Here is a 17,760-nt window from a genome sequence, read left to right on the forward strand (position 1 = left end):
GCTACACCTTTCGCGCGGTCGGACGGGACAGGATGCCGCCGGGTCGCACGCTCAGGACGGCGACGACGACGGCGAGGGCGGCGAGGGTCGCCACCTCGGGTCCGGCGTAACCGGACACGTAGGACATGGCCAGGCCGATGAGCATCCCGCCGAGGAGGGCGCCGAACGGACTGTCGAGCCCGCCGACCACGGCGGCGGTGATGCCGAACACGAACGCGGCGTCGAAGGCGTTGGGGGAGATGAACGGCGGACCGGCGAGCATCCCCGCGAGGGCGCCGATGAAGGAGGCCACGGCCCAGCCGGCGGTCAGCATCAGACCGACCCGGACGCCGCTGAGCCGGGCGGCCTCGGGGTGGAACGCGGCGGCGCGCATGCGCAGACCGAGCGGGGTGAGCCGGTACAGGGCGAACAGGAGTACCGCCACGCCCGCGACCGAGGCCAGCGCGAAGGCGTCGGCGGCGGAGAGGCGTCCGACGTAGCTGAACGCGTAGCCCAGGGCGTGCTGCTCGTTGCCCCACACCATCCCGACGCCGCCCTGGACGACCAGGAGGAGTCCGAGGGTGACGATGACGGCGTTGAGCTCCGAGGTCCGGGCGATCGGCCGGATGACCACCCGTTCCACCAGCGCCCCCGCGAGCAGACCGGCGGCGAGGGCCGCGGCGAAGCCGAGCCAGTAGGAGCCGGTGAGCCGGGTGACGGTGTAGGCGGTGTACACCGAGACCAGGGCGAGCGCGGGTTGGGCGAAGTTCACCAACCGGGTGGCCTGGTAGATGATGACGAGGGACAGCGCGAGTGCCGCGTAGACGGCCCCGGACGCCAGCCCGTTGAGGGTCAGGTTGACGAAGTGGGTCATGGAGGTCTCCTCAGAAACCGAGGTAGGCGTGGCGCGTGCGGTCGTCGGCGAGCAGGTCGGCGGAGGCGCCCTCGACGGCCACGCGTCCCCGGCCCAGGACGAAGGCGTGGTCGGTGACCGCCAGGGCGGCGGCGGCGTTCTGCTCGACGATGACGACGGTGAGCCCCGTGCCGTCGCGCAGGTCGCGCAGGAGGGTGAGGATCCGCTCGGTGACCAGGGGCGCCAGTCCGAGGGAGGGTTCGTCGAGGAGCAGGACGCGGGGTCTGGCCATGAGCGCCCGGCCGATGGCGAGCATCTGGCGTTCACCGCCGGACAGGGTGCTCGCGGACCGGTCCCGGCGCTCGGCGAGGGGCGGGAACAGGTCCATGACCTCGTCCATCGCGGCCTTGTCTCGGCGGGAGGAGCGCCAGAGCGCCCCCAGCCGCAGGTTCTCCTCGACGGTCAGCTCGACGATCACGCCGCCGCCCTCGGGCACGTGCGCGAGGCCGCGGGTGATGACGCGCTCGGCGGGCATCCGGGTCAGGTCCTCCCCGTCGAGCAGGACCTGGCCTGAGCTGGCCGCGTGCAGACCGCTGAGGGTGCGCAGCAGGGTGGTCTTGCCCGCGCCGTTGGCGCCGAGGACCGCGCACACGCCTCGGGCGGGAACGTCCAGGGAGACTCCGTCGAGGGCCCGGACGGCTCCGTGGTGGGCGTGGAGGTCCACCACGCGCAGGAGGGGGTCGGTGGTCATCGGGCGGCTCCGTCGTCGGTGCGGTCGGCGGGGTCGGTGCGGGAGGCGTCGGCGGATCCCGCGGGAGCGGCGTGGGGAGCGCGTGTGGACTCCGTGGCGGGTTCACCCAGGTAGGCGCGGGTGACGGCGGGGTCGGACCGCACCTGGTCGGGGGTGCCCGTGGAGATGACCCGGCCGAAGTCGAGCACCACGATGTGGTCGCACACCGCCATGACCAGGTCCATGTGGTGCTCGACGAGCACGACCGCCATGCTCTGGCGAAGGTCGCGGATCCGGTCGGCGAGCGCATCCATCTCCCGGGCGGACAGCCCGCTGGCGGGTTCGTCGAGCAGGAGGAGTTCGGGTTCGGCGACGCAGGCACGGGCGAGGGCGACGTGTTTCTGGACGCCGTAGGGCAGGGTGCCGGGCAGCCGGTGGGCGTGGTCGGCGACCCCGAACCGGTCGAGCGCGGCCAGGGCGCGGGCCCGGAGTTCGCGCTCGTCCCCGTGGTGCCGCCCCAGCCCGGTGACCAGGGACAGCGGACCTCCCCGGGCGAGACGGTCGGCGCCCGCGACCACGTTCTCCAGGACCGTCATGGTCGGGAAGAGGTTGAGGCCCTGGAAGGTGCGTGCGATCCCGGCGCGGGCCAGGCGGTGGGGACCGCGTCCGGGCGGGGGCTTCCCCTTCCAGGCGAGCGTTCCGGAGTCGGGGCGCAGCACACCGGAGAGGACGTTGAACAGCGTCGTCTTCCCGGCCCCGTTGGGCCCGATCAGCCCGGCGACGGTCCCGGGCGCGACACGGAGCCCGACCCCGTCCAGGGCCGTCAGTCCGCCGAAGCGTACGGTCACCCCCTCCGCGCTCAGGAGGTGGTCGTCTGCGGTCGTGGTCATGGCTGCCTCTCTCACGGTTGGCGACCGATACGCCGTACCGACTGGTTGGTACGGCTAGCTGACCCGACCACGCCGTCGTGTTCGGGTCCCCGGGGATCGGGAGCGGCCGTGTCCGGCCCGCCCCGCGTCAGTTGAGCAAACGGGCCAGGTCCACGCGGGACCTGATGTTGAGCTTGCGGAAGATGCCGCGCAGATGGTGTTCGACCGTGCGCGGGCTGATGAACATGTGCGCGGCGACCTCGCGGTTGGTCGCGCCGTCGGCGACCAGGCGGGCGATCTGCTGCTGTTGGGCGGTCAGGTCGCCGGTGGCGGGCGGGTCGGGGTCGCGTTCGGCGGTCCCGATCGCCCGCAGCTCGGCCCGCGTCTGGCGGACCCAGAGCCGCGCGCCGAAGCGCTCGAAGGACTCCAGCGCGTCGTACAGGTGCTCGCGTGCCCGGCCGGGTAGGCGGGCCCGGCGCAGGAAGGCCCCGAAGAGCAGGTGGGTCCGGGCCTGCTCGACGTCGTCGTCACCGCAGTCCCGGTGCAGGGCCAGCGCGTTCTCGAAGTGGTCGGCGGCGTCGTCGCCCGTCGCCAGCAGGCCGCGGCCGCGTGCCGCGAGGGCCCGCGCGGCCGGGCTCCCGACCGCCTCCGCCCAGCGCTCGTACCCGGCCAGCGACGTGTGCGCCCACTCGGTCTCGCCCATCCTGATGGCCGCCTCCACGAAATGCGGCGCGGTGAGCAGACGCATCGTGGGGTGTCCGTGCCCGGGACCGGCGTGCACCAGGGCGCGCAGCCGGAAGAACGCCTCCGCCGCGTTGCCCCGGGACAGCTCCAGAACGGCCAGCGCCCAGGCCGCCAGGGCGGCGGGCAGCCCCAGGCTCAGCTCGCCCGCCTGCGAGGTGACCGCGCGCGCCCGGATGCGGCAGGTCTCCACGTCGCCCTGGATGGCGGCGGTCATCGCCAGCGAGGCCAGGTGCTGGGTCGCCCAGACGGGCTGGCCGTACTCGCGCGCCGACTTGAGCCCGCTGAGCGCGTGCCCCGCCGCGGAGGGAAAACGCCCGCTCCAGAACTCGGAGAAGACCTGGAAGCCGAGCGCCGCCGGAAGGGTCGCGTACTCCCCTTGCGCGGTGCCCGCCGCCACGGCGCGCGCGGTGACCGCGCGCACGAACGGAGCGTCGCCCAGACGGAGCCCGCCGACGCTGGCCCAGATCAGCTCGGAGGGCTTGTCCAGGCCCTCGGACAGCCGCATGGCCTCGCGCAGGAGCGGGGTCGAGGTCGTGTAGTCGCCGCGGAAGGACAGGGAGCACCCTTCGAGGAAGGCGGCGACCAGTCGCATCGACACGGAGTCCTCCGCGCGCACCAGCGGAACGGCCAGTTCGGCGGCCCTCCTGTGGCGGACCGGGTCGCCCGCCAGGGAGGCGGAGTCGGCTGAGCGCACCAGGGCGCGCAGGGCCAGGGCGCGGTCGTGCGCGACGAGTTCCCGGCCGACGGCGTACAGGCGCTCGGCGACCTCGATGGCGTTGCCGCCGCGCATGGACAGCTGCGCCTCGACGAGGCCGATGACCGCGCGGCGCCGGTCGGAGACGGCGAGCGGACGGGCCCGGTCGAGCAGGCGCGCCGCCCGTTCGGTGCCGCCGCACGCGTAGGCCTGGTAGGCGGCGGTGGCCAGTCGGCAGGCGCGGACGTCGGGGTCCGGGGAGAGGTCGGCGGCGTGCTCGTGGGCGAGGGAGGCGGCGTGCGGTCCCTCCAGTCGGCGGGCCCGGCGCGCCGCGGCCTCGACGGCGTCGGCGAGAGCGGCGTCGGGGGCGCTGGCGCCGGCGGCGGTGTGGCGGGCGAACTCGGCCGGAGCGTGCTCGGGGTCCACGGCCCCGGCGAGGGCCGCGTGGACCGCGCGCAGGCGTCCGGCGGGGGCGTCCTGGGCGATCGCCTCGCGGAGGAGCGGGTCGGGGAAGACGACGATTCCGCCGTCCACACGGACCAGGCCGAGTTCCTCGGCGGGTTCGAGGTCCCCCACGGTCAGGGCGGGGTCGCCGCCGGCCCCGGTCAGCACGGTCACGCCGGGGTCGGTGGCGAGCGCCGCGACGAGGAGGAGGTGGCGGACGGGCGCGGGAAGCGCGTGGTAGGCGGTGAGCAGGGCCGAGCGCAGCCGCTCGGGCAGCCGCAGGGGGTCGGGCAGGGGCGCCTCGCCGCGGATCTGGTCCTCGGAGAGGGCGTGGAGGTGGCTGAGGACCACCGCGGGGTTGCCGTGCGCGGATCGGACGAGGGCGGCGCGCACGGCCGACGCGGGGGTGACGGGGGCGCGGTCGGTGAGGATGTCGTGGATCGCGCGCTCGGTCAGGGGCGGCAGGACGAGTTCGGTGACGCCCGGGACCAGGGGGCCGGCCGCGGGCTCGGCGCCCCGCGTCGTGCCGTGGTCGTCGCGCGCGGTGAACACGGCCGCGACGGGAAGGTCGGACAGGCGGCGGGCGACGAAGGCCAGGGCCTCCAGGGAGGGCGCGTCGAGGTGGTCGGCGTCGTCGGCGCAGAGCAGGACCGGCCGCCGTTCTGAGGCGAGGCGGAGGAGGTCGAGGACGGCCGTGTAGAGGGCGAAGCGGTCGGCGTCGGCGAGGGCGCCGCGGGTGAGGGCGGCGCGGAGGAGGTCGCGGCGGTGGTCGGGGAGGCGGTCGGTCTCGGACTCGACGGGGCGCAGGAGCCGGTGGAGTCCGGCGAGGGGGATGCCGGTCTCGGAGGGAACCCCGGCCGCGTGGAGGACGGTGAGGTCACCTGCGGTCCCGCGTACACCGTCGAGGAGCGCGGTCCTGCCGCGGCCCGGCCCTCCCGAGAGGAGGACAGCGGAGCCGCCGCCGGACCGCGCGCCGTCGAGTACGTCCGCGAGGATCCGTCGCTCTGCGTCCCGGCCCCGGAGGCGCTGGTCCTGGGGGCCCGTGTTCCTGCCAGCCACACGCTGACCTTCGCACACGGAGACCCCGTTACGGCAGGTGCGGGCGGGCATACTGGTCGATCCACCGATACCTGGACGGAGTCGCACGCAACGGATGCGAGACACGTCCGGACGGCCGGGAGGGGGGCGTGCGCGAGGGGGCGTCCGAAGCGTGAAGAGGGTGTCCACCTGGGGATCCAGCGGCCATCGAGAGTGGCGCGCGTCACCCTTCCACGTGTCGACGGCCTCACACCGGCCACCCCGGCGGCCATCATGCGGTTATCAAGCCGTAATGCCCCCGCAATCCTGATCCGCGATACCGACAATTCGGGCATAACGGCCCTCGGATACCTTTTTGTCCTCCCAAGGACACTGTCGCAGGCGACCTTCACGGGATATCCAGTGCGAGACGCCCCCGGGGTCGGGGGACGGGACACCAGAAGGGACCGACGTCCATGGAGAACCGCTTCCCGGCCGCGCGCGGCACGCGGGACCGCACACCGCTCGGCACCCGGGTCGAGAACCGGGCGGACCCGCCCACGTTCGGTGTCGAGGAGGAGTTCTTCATCGTCGATCCCCGCAGCCGCCGCATCCTCTCGCGCGCGCCCGAGGTGCTGTCCAACGCCCGCCATCTGGGCGGACACCTGTGCGCCGAGTTCACCCGCGCCCAGGTGGAGACCAACAGCCCGGTGTGCGGCACATCCGAGGACGCCGCGCGCTTCCTGCGCTCCGCACGGCTCGAACTGGTACGGGCCGCCGCGGGGGCCGGGCTGGCCGTCGTCGCCTCGGGCACCCCGGTCCTGGGCGACCCGGCCTCGGCCAGGGTCAGCGACGGGACGCGCTACGCGGACATCGCCACCCACTTCGGCGCGCTGCGCGAGGCCCACGTGGTGTGCGGCTGCCACGTCCACGTCGGCATCCCCGACCGGGAGACCGCCGTCGAGGTCGCCGGTCACCTGCGCCGATGGCTGCCGTTCCTGGTCGCGCTGTCGGCCAACTCGCCCTTCCAGGAGGGGCGGGACACCGGGTACGCCAGCTGGCGCACCATCACGTGGAACCGGCTGCCGTCGGCCGGGCCGCCGCCGCTGTTCCGCTCCTTAGCCGAGCACGAACGCGCCGTCGGAGCGCTCGCCGGGAGCGGGGCGATCCTGGACCGGCACATGGTCTACTGGGACATCCGCCTCTCCGACCACCTGCCGACCCTGGAGATCCGGGTGGGCGACGTCGCGGCCACGGCCGACGAGGCACTGCTGTTCGCGGCGCTCACGCGAGGACTGGTCACCCGGGCGCTCTCCGACGTGCGGCACGGGGTGCCCGCTCCGGAGATCGACGCCCCCGCGCTGCGCGCGGCCATCTGGCGGGCCGCCCGCGACGGACTGGAGGGCCGCGTCCCCGACCCGCTGACCGGGGAACCGCTGCCGGGCGCACTGGCGCTCGACCGGATCCTCGGGGCGGCGCTGCCGGGACTGGAGACGAACGGCGACGCCGCGCTGGTGGTCGGGCTGCTCGACCGGGTACGCGCCGCCGGGTCCGGGGCGTCCCGCCAGCGGGCGTTCCTGGACCGACGAGGACGCATCACGGACGTCGTGGACCACCTGGCGGCCCAGACCAGGGAAGGCCTGCCGTAGCTCGGAGGTGACCCGCGCCATGGTCCTGTGACCGCCGCGAGGGGTACCGCCGCCACGGGCGGGCACGGTGTCCACGGGCGGCCCCGGGAGGGGCCCTCATCCCTGTGCGGTGGCGTCCACCCCCCTCAGGACGGCCGCGAGCTCCTCGGCCGTCGGCGAGTCGGCCCCCTCCCGGGTCACCGTGCACGCGGCGGCCGCGGTCGCGAAGGCCAACAGCTCCCGCAGAGCGTCCTGGCCGAGCTCGGCCAGGCGGGCGCGCGGCCCCGCGCCCAGCCGACCGGCGCGGTCCAGCCAGTGCAGGAGGGCGCCCATGAAGGCGTCCCCCGCCCCGACCGTGTCCGCCACCCGAACCCTCGGCGCGCGGACCGCGACCTCCCCCGTGTGGGACAGGGCGACGGCGCCCTCCGGCCCCAGGGTCACCACGACCAGCGCCGGGCCGAGCGCGGCGATCGCACGGGCCGCCCGCAGCGGAGGCAGGTCGGGGTAGAGGAAGGCGAGGTCCTCGTCGCTGGCCTTGACCACGTGCGCCTGCGCCGCGTGCCGCAGCGCCAGGGCCCGGGCCTCGTCCGGGTCGCCGATGACGCCGGGCCGGATGTTCGGGTCGAGCGAGACGGTGACCTCGTCGCGCCCGTGCTCGCGCCGCAGCATCGCCTCGATCCGCGCGGCGCCCGGTTCCCGGAACAGGGCCAACGACGCGGCGTGCACCGCCCTGACCTCCGGCTCCAACGCTTCGGGCAGCTCGCCGGGACGCCACCGCCAGTCGGCCGCGTCGTCCATCCGGAAGTCGTAGCGCGCGGAACCGTCCGGGCCGACCGTCGCGACGGCCAGCGCGGACGGTTCGTCTGCGGCCACCAGTCCCGCCGGGTCCAGCCCCTCCCCGAGCAGGCGTTCCCGGATGCGGTCACCGAAACCGTCGGCCCCGATCCGCGCGAACAGCCTGGTGGGCGTGCCCAGTCGGGCGGCGGCCACCGCGGTGTTCGCCGGCCCGCCTCCGGGCACGGCGCGCAGGACGTCGGTCCCGTGCGGCGTGGGCAGCAGGTCCATGACGTTCTCCCCGACCACGACCAGCCGCGGGCTCGGGGCGTTCACGGCGTCCCTCCGGTCGGGCGCGCGGCGCGGTTCCCCGCGGCGGCCGCCGCGAGCGAGCCCGCCAGGCCGATCTGGGGCAGGACGGTCGCCTGGTAGGCGTGGTAGACGTCGGGCTTGCCCGGCCACACCGTGCCCGACGGGCGGCTGGCGGGGTCCAGTTCGTGGTGCCAGCTCCCGTGCTCGCGGTCGAGGTGGTGGCGGTCGGCGTAGTCCCACCAGCGGTCGTAGTGGCGGGCGTAGCCGTCGTCGCCGGTCAGCGCGCCGAGCGCCCACGCGGCCATCGTGGCCTCGGCGACCACCCAGTGCATGCGCTCCCGCACGACGGGCGCGTCCGCCCAGTCCAGCGTGTAGACGAAGCCGTCCGCGCCGTCCGCCGCCCACCCCCGCCGGACCGCGTGGTCGAAGAGGCGTGCGGCGTCCGGGCGCAGCCAGTCGGGCACGTCCTCCCCCGCGTCCTTCAGGGCCGGCTCCAGGTGGACCAGCAGCCGCGCCCATTCCAGGAGGTGGCCGGTGGTGCTGCCGAAGGGCCGGAAGGGGTCGTCAGGCCGGTCCCGGTTGTGGTCGGGCAGGGCGCGCCAGGCGGAGGTGAAGTGCTCGGGCAGCCGCCAGTCGTGGTCGGCGGCCACGCCGTGCACGAGCCGCTCGGCGATGGCGAGCGCCCTGAGGGTCCAGCGACGGTCGCCGGTGGCGTCGGCCGCGGCCAGGAACGCCTCCACGCAGTGCATGTTGCTGTTCGCGCCCCGGTAGTCCTCCGCGTCGGTCCACGCACCGTCCCAGCTCTCCCGCACCGCTCGCGCCGGCTCCTCCCAGAAGCGGGCGTCGACCACGCGCAGCGCCTCGTCCAGCAGGTCGCGGGCGCCGGGCCGGTCGGCGAGGGCCGCGCTCGACGCGGCGAGGACCACGAAGGCGTGCGTGTAGGCGGACCTGCGCTGCCCGTCGGCCTCCTGGGAGCGCTCCCGTTGACCTCCGCGGTCCGGAGCCTCCTCGTACCACCCGCCCCGCGCGGCGTCCCGCAGGGGCCCCGCGAGGGCGGCGATCCCGTGGTCGGCCAGACGGTCGGCGCCCCCCTCACCGCGCAGGTGCGCCAGGGCGAACACATGCGTCATGCGCGCGGTGATCCAGGTCGCGGTCGGCCGGTCCTCCTCCACCCGGCCACGGGCGTCCAGCCAGCCGAAGCCGTCGGCCACCGCCGAGCGTCCGGCGAACGCGAGCAGCCGCCGCTCCTCCGCGCGCAGCCAGTCGGGGTGTCCCGGACCGGATCGTTGCGAAGCCGTCAATCCACTGCCTCCTCGGCGTGTCGGTACGCGGTTCACGATAGCCCCGCCGCTCCGTGCGCGGGAAGGACGATCCACGGCCTGTGGACGACCCGGTCCTCCCCTCGGCACGGCGCGGACGCCGCCCGTGTGCGACGGGACCGGCGAGGCCACGGGTGACCGCGGCCTGCCACGTCGATAACCTCCGAGGTGACACCGCCGGACCGCGACCCCGTCGCGCCGCGTCCGGCGACCGCCCGGCACGGGAATCCGGGAACCGCGAAGGAGGCGCCTGATGATGCTCGCTGCGGGGGAGACCCCCGTCTACCTCGGCCCGATCGTCGCCCTGCTCGTGGCGGCGGGCCTGATCGGAGCGCTCTTCGTCCGTCTCAGGGTCGTCCCGATCGTGGGCTTCCTCCTCGCGGGCGTGCTCATCGGCCCCCACCAACTCGGGGTCGTCGCGGACGAGACCCAGGTGGAGGCGGCGGCCGACATCGGCGTCATGCTGCTGCTCTTCACCATCGGCGTGGAGTTCTCCGTCGAACGGCTCGCGCGGATCAAACGGTTCGTCCTGGGCGGCGGCACCCTCCAGGTGCTGCTGACGACGGCGGTCGTGGCCGGGCTCTGCGTCCTGTTCGGCCTGGACTGGCGGATCGGGGTCTTCACCGGCTTCCTGGTCGCGCTGTCCTCCACGGCGATCGTCCTGAAGGTCATCGCCGCCAAGGGCGTCACCCAGCGCCCCGTCGGCCAGGCGTCCGTCGGCACCCTCATCCTCCAGGACCTCGCCATCGTCGTCATGGTCCTGCTCATCCCGATCCTCGGCGGGGAGGCGGGCGGCGCCTGGGGCATCGTCCGGGCCCTCGGCACCGCCGCGCTCGTGCTGACCGCCGTGATCGTGGTCGCGCGCAAGGTCATGCCGCCGCTGCTGGAGCGCATCGCCCGCCTGTGCTCGCCGGAGGTCTTCCTGCTGTCGGTCGTGGCCATCGCCCTCGGCGTGGCCTACCTGACCTCCCTGGCGGGGGTCAGCGACGCCCTGGGCGCCTTCCTCGCGGGCATGGTGCTGAGCGAGTCGCGGCACAGCGCCCACGCCCTGAGCGAGATCATGCCGCTCCAGATGGTCTTCAGCGCCGTCTTCTTCGTCTCCATCGGCATGCTGCTCGACGTCTCCGTCCTGGCCGAGCTGTGGTGGATGGTCCTGCTCGCGGCCGCGGCGGTCGTGGCGGTCAAGGTGGCGACGGCCTTCGCGGCGGTCTCGGCGCTGCGCGTGGGCGCCCGAACGGCGGTCGCGTCGGCGTTCCTGCTCGCGCAGATCGGAGAGTTCTCCTTCGTCCTCCAACAGGCCGGAGCCGAGTACGGCCTGACCCCGGTCGGCATGGGCGCCGAGGGCGGCCAGCTCCTGGTCGCCGTCACCGTCGTCCTCATGACCGCCACGCCCGCGCTGGGAGCGCTCGGCGAGGTGATCGCCCGCCGCCTGCCGGAGGGCGCCGCCGCCCCGGCCGCGGGTGCGACGGCGGCGGCGGCCGACGACACGCGCGACCGCGTCCTGATGGCCGGGTGGGGGCCGGTCGCCCGGAACCTGGGCCACTACCTGAGCGTCAACGGCGTCCCGTCGACCGTGACCACCCTGAGCCCCGACCTGGCGGCCGACGCGGAGAACCTCGGCCACACCGTCGTCCGCGGGGAGGCCACCAAGGCGAGCGTGCTGCACGAGGTCGGCATGGACCGCGTGAAGCTCATCGTCATCGCCGAGAACGAGTCCGAGGAGGCCACGCACATCGCGCACGTCCTCAACGGGCTCGCGCCGGGGGTGCCGATCGTGGTGCGTCCGACCGACACCACGGACGTCGTGGGACTGTACGACGCGTCCGTCGACAGGATCGTGGACACCCACCGTGCGGTGACCGAACCGCTGGGCGGAACCGTCCTCGACCTCCTCGGCATCGACCACACCCACCGGGGCCACCCCGACCCGACCGTGGTCACCCGGTTCGTCGCCGACCCTGACGCCGCCTGCGCGCACATGGAGGAGCTTCCGCCCGTCCTGCCCAAGAGCCCCGGCTGCACCGAGTGTCTGCGCAAGGGGCGGCGCGACTGGGTCCATCTGCGGATCTGCGCCCAGTGCGGCTTCGTGGGGTGCTGCGACGACTCGCCCGGCCGCCACGCCAGCGGGCACGCGGACAGGTTCGGCCACCCCGTGCTGTTCTCCGCCGAACCGGGCGACGGCTGGGCCTGGTGCGTCCTGGACGAACAGCTGGTCCACAGCGCCGAGACGCCCGCCGGGGCGTCCTGATCCGCGCCGGGAGACCCGGCCCCGGTCCGGTCAGGCCGGGGCCGCCCCCACCCGGTCGGCCGTGCGGCACGTCCACCGGATGTGCTCGGCGACCGTGCGCGGGTCGTCGGCCATGGGGATGTGCCCGCTGCCGATCAACGACACCATGCGCGCGTGCGGCACGAGCCGACGGGCGGACGCGGCGCTCGACGGGAGCAGTGTCCGGTCCCGGTCGCCCCAGGCGATGGTGACCGGGCAGTCCAGGGGCCGCGGCGCGAACGCGTACTCCGCGACGCTCGGCATCATCCGCACGAAGGAGGACCCCGGCTCCAGGGCGTCGACGCCGAACCGCACCGGCCTCGACTCCGCCGCGGCGGGGTTCCCCCGCAGTACGGCACGGGCGAGCGCGCGTGCGGGCGCGCTGTCCGCGATCCGCTCCTTGAGGGGGCCCGGCGCCCTGGCTCCCAGGCGGGCGGCGGCCACGACCGCGCGGATCCCGAGGCGGGCGAGGGCGTCGGAGAACCCGACGGGGGAGAACACGGTCACCGAACCGGCCGCGCCGCGCACGCCCAGTTCCAGGGCGACCGAGCCGCCCAGGGAGTTGCCCGCGAGGTGGGGTCGCACCAGACCGTGCAGCTCGCAGAACTCCTGGAGCGCGTCGGTCAGCGCCCGCACGTCGTAGGGCTCGTCGGGCGCGGGCGCCGGAGACGCCCCGAATCCGGGCAGGTCGACGCAGTCCACCTGGTACTCCCGGGTGAGCCCGGCCGTCACGGCGCGCCAGCACTGCCGCCGGTCCCCCAGTCCGTGCAGCAGGACCAACGGGCGCCCGGAGCCGCGCCGCTCGAACGCGATGCGTGTGGGATCCATGGACACCGGTCTACTCCTCCGGCCCGCTCCGGGCCACACGACGTGCCCGTGACGCCCGACCGTTCGGACACCGTACGTCCCTCAGGCGCGGCGCGGCCCGCGGGTCAGCAGCAGGCCCGCCACCACGGCCAGCAGGCCGAGCACGGGCCCCCGACCGGCGCCGAGCCCCACCGCCACGAGCGTGCCCAGCCCGCCGCCGACCAGCACGGCCGCGCACAGGACACGCATCGGTCCCGCGACCCCGCGCAGCCGCGCCGGGGGCGTCTCGAACCGCACCGCCCAGGACGCGAGCACGGCGGTCAGGGGAAGCAGCGCCGCCGTGCCGGCCAGACCGCACACCAGCCACGGGGCCGTCATCGGGTCGGGGGTGTCGACTCCGAGGCCGTAGACCTGGACGGCGGCGACCAGGCTGACCGGGACCATGTGCCACAGGTACACGGTCATCAGCGTCGGGCAGACCGCGTCCAGCACCCGCGCGGGCCCGGGGCGGTCAGCCCAGGAGGCGATCCTCCGGCGGAGCAGGACCGCCACGCCGACCTGCGCCGCGCCCAGCGCCGCCAGGACCAGGGTCGGGGGACCGGCGTTGGAGGCCTCCATGGCGAACACTCCGGTCATGTTCGGCGAGTACGCGCCGGTCAGCATCAGCGCGGCGACCGCGACCGCGCCTCCGGCGGCCAGCGCCGCTCCCCGGCGCGGGCGCAGAGCCCCGGCCCCGTAGAGCAGGCCGAGCTGGTGCACGCCCAGCCACACGAAGACCACGTTCGCGTAGCAGACCGCGTCCACCCCCGTCGCGAAACGGACGGCGTCGACGAGGGCGGCCCCGGCGAACAGCGCCGCCGCCACCCTCCAGCCGAACCGGTCCTGTGCCGGGAGGAGGACCGGCGTCGCCACGACCACCAGGACGTACACCGCCAGGAACCACAGCACGATCCCCGCGGCGTCGGCCGCCACCGACACCGGCTGCTCCGGAACCCCGCCCAGGGCCAGCAGGCGGGTCGCGACGATCCAGACGGCGGCGAGCGGGACGACCGGCCAGGCGAGCCTGCGCAGGCGGCGCGCCACCCACGTCGTGGCGGCGACGCCGCCCGCCGCGGCCGACCGCCGGCTGATGAGGTTGGCCGCGCCGCCGACGAAGAAGATCAGCGGCATGACCTGGGAGACCCATGTCATGGCCGAGGCGCCCGGCACGGCGAGGACGCTGCCCATGGTCAGGCTCTGCGGGCCTCCGGTGAGCACCGGGTACCACCAGTGCTGGAGGACGACCAGCACGATGACGAGGAGGCGCAGGGCGTCGAGGAAACGGTCGCGGCCGGGCCGGGGTCCGGGGGCGCTCGCGGCGCCTGGTCGGACGCCGTGCCCGGGCGCGGGACGCGGCGCTGGCAGGACCGACGGCCCGCCTCCGGCACCGGTTCGGAGGGTCGTGGTCATCGGTCGCTCCCGGGTCGTCTCCGCCACGGGAGCGTTCGGGCGCCGCGCGGCGGAGGAGGTGTCGTGCCGACCGGGATCAGGGGGCGACGACGCGTGGTCCGACGGGCCCCGGCCGGGGCGGAGGCGTCCGCGCGCCCGCCGGTGCGTCGTCGGTACGACCCTAGGAAGACGGCGTGGGCCGCCGCGATGGCTCTGGTGCCACTCTTCGACCGGCGGCTCACCCACCCGCCGACGGTGGTGCGGGCACCACCTCGGCGGGTGGGTGAGCCGGGGGCGGGGGAAGCGGACCCGGACCAGCCGGGCTCAGACCGCGGGGGGAGCCGTGGGCAGGGCGCGCTTGTGCGCGGTGGCGCGGTAGCGGTCGACCAGGGCCGCCTCGACGTGCCCGGGGACCGGCAGGCCCTCCAGGAAGTCGTCGATCCGCTCGTAGGTGAGGCCGAGCGCCTCCTCGTCGGGCTTGCCCGGCGACAGGGTCTCCAGGTCGGCGGTGGGCACCTTGTTCACCAGGTCGTCGGGGGCGCCGAGCGCGGCGGCCACGGCCCGCACCCGGCGCTTGGTCAGCCCGGTCAGCGGGACGAGGTCGACCCCGCCGTCGCCGTACTTGGTGAAGAAGCCGGTGACCGCCTCGGCCGCGTGGTCGGTGCCGACGACGAGGCCGCCGAGCCCGCCCGCGACCGCGTACTGGGCGATCATCCGCTGACGGGCCTTGACGTTGCCGACCACGAAGTCCTCGGAGGCCACGCTCGCGTAGGCCATCCCGGCGACGGTAAGGGAGTCGGCCATCGCGTCGCTGGCCGGACCGACGTCGACGGTGAGGCAGCGGTCGGGGTCGGTGAACTCGACCGAGCGGGCGGCGTCGTCCTCGTCCTTCTGCACCCTGTAGGGCAGGCGCATCGCGACGTACTCGGCGGTGTGCCCGGCGGCGCGGGCGCGGTCCACGGCGAGGCGGCAGAGGCGTCCGGTGGTGAGCGAGTCGACGCCGCCGCTGATGCCCAGCACCAGCGCGACCGCGCCCGTCGTGGTCAGGCGCTCGGAGAGGAAGGCGACGCGTCGTTCGATCTCGGCCTGGACGTCGAAGTGCTCGGGGACGTCGAGGTCGCGAATGATCGCGCGTCTGGCCTGGCTCAGCTCGGTTTCGGTCACGGCGGTCCCCTGTGGGTGAGGTGGGTGTGCCCGCCGATTATCGCCGGTCGGACGTGGCTGGTGCACTCCGGGGTGCGGGCGGGGACCGAGCCGGGGAGGGGCCGCTCAGCTGTCGGGGCCGAGTCGGCGGGCGAACCGCTCGTAGTCCACGACCAGGCCGTCGGCGTCCACGGACAGCCGGTACTCGCCGCGCAGCGGGTCGCGGTAGGTGTAGCGCTCCAGGCCGCCCTCGGAGGGGTGGCGCGTGTACCGCTGACGGACACGGCGGACCCGCAGACAGGGGATGTCGATCCAGGCCACCGCGATGTCGCGGTACTCCCCCGGGTTCAGGCCCAGACGCCGGATCGGGAGGGTGTTGGTGAGGGGGGTCGCGGCGACGTCCGCGTCCAGGCAGCCCATGAGCTCGGGTCTGGGTCTGCCCTCGCCGTCGGTCCAGTTGCCGCCGTGCGCGGTCAGCGTGACCGACTCCGTGCCCCGTGCGGAGACGACCTCGACGCGCACCTCGCGTGTCGTCCAGGCCAGGTCGGTCCGGACGGTGAAGCGGGTGAGGAACCGCTCGTCGCCCTCCACGACGACCTCTCCGGCCTCCAACCGGTACCCGTCGGGCTCGGGAAGGAGGGTGCCGAGGCCGAGGCCCTCGGGGACGTCGGTCCGGGACCACGCGGCGGGGTGTTGTGTCAGTGACGACATGTCACCGTTCTACCGTTCCGTACGGTTGGTACGCCAGAGCGGGACGGGCCCGTACCGGCGCGCGGTACGGGCCCGTGCCAGGGGCGGCTCGGGGCGTGTGCCCCGGGCGCCGTGGCGGGTGCGCTCAGGCGCCCTTCACCGTGGCCGCGCCGTCGGCGCCCTTGACCTCGGCCTCCATGCGCTCGAAGTCCTGCGCCATGGCGCCGGTGACCCGGCCGAGGCCGTTGAAGAGGAAGATCGCGCCGAAGCTGAGCGCGACCGCCGGAACCATCGCGTACAGCCCGGTGTTCAGGAAGGAGGTGTCCACGATGTCCCAGACGATCGCGGTGGCGCCGCCGACGACCATGCCGCCGAGCGCGCCCGCCCAGGTCATGCGCCGCCAGAACACCGCGAGCAGCAGGACCGGACCGAACCCGGCGCCGAAGCCCGCCCAGGCGTAGCCGACCAGGTCCATGACCGAGCTGTCGCCCCAGAGGGCGATGCCCGCCGCGGCGAGGGCGACCGCGACGACGGTGCCGCGGCTGATCCACAGCAGCAGGCGCGGGTCGGCGTCGCGGGAGACGAAGCCCCGGTAGACGTCCTCGGTGAGCGCGGAGGCCGCGACCAGGAGCTGGGAGTCGGCGGTGCTCATGACGGCGGCGAGGATCGCGGCGAGGAGGACGCCCGCGACCAGCGGGTGGGTCAGTGCCTCGATGAGCTGCGGGAAGACCTGCTCGGGGTTCTCCAGCGGGGTCTCGAAGTAGGCGATGCCCACGAAGCCGACCACGAGGGCGAGCGCCATGGCGGTGACGGCCCAGCTGACGCTGACGATCCCGGCGTGGCGGATGTCCTTGACGGAGCGGATGCCCATGAAGCGGGCGAGGATGTGCGGCTGGCCGAAGTAGCCGAGGCCCCAGGCCAGACCGGAGACGATGACGACCCAGCCGAGGGTGTCGGTGCTCTCCCAGGCGAGCGTCTCCGCGTTGAACGAGGTGCCGCCGACGACCGACATCAGGCCGTCGCTCTGCGCGGCCACACCGGAGGTCAGGCCGCCGAAACCGCCGAGGGCCACGATCGCCATGACCGGCACGACGAGCAGGGCGAGCCACATCATGACGGCCTGCACGACGTCGGTGTAGGAGACCGCGAGGAAGCCGCCGAGCACGGTGTACAGGACGACGATGCCGACGCCGATGGCGATCGCGGGCGCGGGGTCGAGTCCGAAGACCTGGTCGAACAGGGCCGACATGGCGACCAGGCCGGAGGCGACGTAGAAGAAGTAGAAGACCACGATCAGCACCGCCGACACGCCCCGCAGGAGCCGGGTCGGGTCGTTGAAGCGGTTCTCCAGGAAGGAGGACAGCGTCAGCGAGTCGGACTCGCCGCCGGTCCGGGCGTCGGTCACGCGCTCGGTGTACACGCGCAGGCGGGGCGCGAGCAGGATCCAGCTTCCCGCGAAACCGCAGGCCAGGCCGACCGCGATCCAGGCCTCGCCCAGGCCGGAGATGTAGATGGCGCCGGGCAGGCCGAGCAGCAGCCAGCCGCTGAAGTCGCTGGCGTTGGCGCTGAGGCCCGCGACCCAACTGTTGAGCTGCCGACCACCGAGCACGAAGTCGGACTGCGAGACAGTACGCCGGTAGACCCAGAGACCGATGCCGACCATCACGGCGAGGTACACCGCGAAGGTCAAGACCGAACCGAGCATGGAGCCGTCCATGACCGTCCCCTCCCTTCTCTGACGCGCGCGGTCGTGACCCTTACGCGCTTCTTACGAACTATGTGGGTGATCATGACCCCGTGTTCGCCGAGTCACAACGCCCGTTGGTGGAACATCACCTCTTTGATACCTGGCCGAGTCTTCGACCAGGCATGATTGTTCCCCCGACCACGCGGGCGGCCGATCGTTTGTCCGATCGGACATAACTGACAGCCCGTGATGGGATCTTTGCCGTTCACCCGACCCCGCACGTGTCGTCACGCGTCCCGCACGTCGGCACGGCCCCTCTCTCCCGACCGCTCCCCGCCCTCCCCCGGACACCGCGGTTCGCACCGGTCCGAAGGGG

The 17,760-nt window shown here is 74.4% G+C and carries 13 protein-coding genes; 2 read left to right on the top strand and 11 right to left on the bottom strand.

The annotated features are described in order from the left end of the window. Nucleotide 1 precedes the first annotated feature (1 nt). The 4 genes from ACIBFB_RS12795 to ACIBFB_RS12810 all read right to left on the bottom strand — a co-directional run bounded on the left by ACIBFB_RS12795 (nt 2) and on the right by ACIBFB_RS12810 (nt 5,423). Nucleotides 2-853 (bottom strand): branched-chain amino acid ABC transporter permease, encoded by an 852-nt coding sequence (locus tag ACIBFB_RS12795; protein WP_397229446.1) that lies wholly within the window; start codon nt 851-853, stop codon nt 2-4. Between the two features lie 10 nt (nt 854-863). Continuing rightward, nucleotides 864-1,583, bottom strand: a complete 720-nt coding sequence (locus ACIBFB_RS12800; RefSeq protein ID WP_397229448.1) for an ABC transporter ATP-binding protein — start codon at nt 1,581-1,583, stop codon at nt 864-866. Next, a complete protein-coding gene (locus tag ACIBFB_RS12805) occupies nt 1,580-2,452 on the bottom strand; it encodes an ABC transporter ATP-binding protein (RefSeq protein ID WP_397229450.1) in 873 nt (290 codons plus the stop codon). The genes ACIBFB_RS12800 and ACIBFB_RS12805 overlap by 4 nt, the downstream gene beginning before the upstream one ends. Before the next feature lie 127 nt (nt 2,453-2,579). Then, on the bottom strand, nt 2,580-5,423 hold the full coding sequence (locus tag ACIBFB_RS12810; RefSeq protein WP_397229452.1) for a LuxR C-terminal-related transcriptional regulator: 2,844 nt from the start codon (nt 5,421-5,423) through the stop codon (nt 2,580-2,582). A gap of 383 nt (nt 5,424-5,806) precedes the next feature. On the opposite strand from ACIBFB_RS12810, the gene ACIBFB_RS12815 reads away from it, so the two are divergent. Continuing rightward, the gene (locus ACIBFB_RS12815) at nt 5,807-6,979 is read left to right on the top strand and encodes a glutamate--cysteine ligase (protein ID WP_397229454.1); all 1,173 of its coding nucleotides are present in this window, start codon (nt 5,807-5,809) and stop codon (nt 6,977-6,979) included. A gap of 96 nt (nt 6,980-7,075) precedes the next feature. Here the strand turns inward: ACIBFB_RS12815 and ACIBFB_RS12820 are convergent, their stop codons facing one another. Both ACIBFB_RS12820 and ACIBFB_RS12825 read right to left on the bottom strand, forming a co-directional pair. Continuing rightward, nucleotides 7,076-8,068, bottom strand: a complete 993-nt coding sequence (locus ACIBFB_RS12820) for a carbohydrate kinase (protein WP_397229456.1) — start codon at nt 8,066-8,068, stop codon at nt 7,076-7,078. Then, on the bottom strand, nt 8,065-9,345 hold the full coding sequence (locus ACIBFB_RS12825) for an AGE family epimerase/isomerase (protein WP_397229458.1): 1,281 nt from the start codon (nt 9,343-9,345) through the stop codon (nt 8,065-8,067). Before ACIBFB_RS12825 ends, ACIBFB_RS12820 begins: the two co-directional genes overlap by 4 nt. Before the next feature lie 271 nt (nt 9,346-9,616). Here ACIBFB_RS12825 and ACIBFB_RS12830 point away from each other — a divergent pair, with 271 nt between their 5' ends. Beyond that, nucleotides 9,617-11,611: a cation:proton antiporter gene (locus ACIBFB_RS12830; RefSeq protein WP_397229460.1), complete on the top strand. Its 1,995-nt coding sequence runs from the start codon at nt 9,617-9,619 to the stop codon at nt 11,609-11,611. A gap of 30 nt (nt 11,612-11,641) precedes the next feature. Here the strand turns inward: ACIBFB_RS12830 and ACIBFB_RS12835 are convergent, their stop codons facing one another. From ACIBFB_RS12835 to putP, 5 genes are all read right to left on the bottom strand, one after another. After that, on the bottom strand, nt 11,642-12,457 hold the full coding sequence (locus ACIBFB_RS12835; RefSeq protein WP_397229462.1) for an alpha/beta fold hydrolase: 816 nt from the start codon (nt 12,455-12,457) through the stop codon (nt 11,642-11,644). Between the two features lie 81 nt (nt 12,458-12,538). Beyond that, nucleotides 12,539-13,885: an acyltransferase family protein gene (locus ACIBFB_RS12840; protein ID WP_397229464.1), complete on the bottom strand. Its 1,347-nt coding sequence runs from the start codon at nt 13,883-13,885 to the stop codon at nt 12,539-12,541. Nucleotides 13,886-14,188: 303 nt separating this feature from the next. After that, nucleotides 14,189-15,028 carry an ammonia-dependent NAD(+) synthetase gene (gene nadE, locus ACIBFB_RS12845; protein ID WP_397229467.1) on the bottom strand — a complete coding sequence of 280 codons (840 nt, stop codon included), beginning with the start codon at nt 15,026-15,028 and terminating at the stop codon, nt 14,189-14,191. 105 nt (nt 15,029-15,133) lie between these two features. Next, a complete protein-coding gene (locus tag ACIBFB_RS12850) occupies nt 15,134-15,718 on the bottom strand; it encodes a putative glycolipid-binding domain-containing protein (RefSeq protein WP_397229469.1) in 585 nt (194 codons plus the stop codon). 124 nt (nt 15,719-15,842) lie between these two features. Continuing rightward, nucleotides 15,843-17,414 carry a sodium/proline symporter PutP gene (gene putP / locus ACIBFB_RS12855; protein ID WP_397229471.1) on the bottom strand — a complete coding sequence of 524 codons (1,572 nt, stop codon included), beginning with the start codon at nt 17,412-17,414 and terminating at the stop codon, nt 15,843-15,845. Nucleotides 17,415-17,760 lie beyond the last annotated feature (346 nt).

Source organism: Nocardiopsis sp. NPDC050513 (assembly GCF_044457925.1).
GTDB lineage: Bacteria > Actinomycetota > Actinomycetes > Streptosporangiales > Streptosporangiaceae > Nocardiopsis.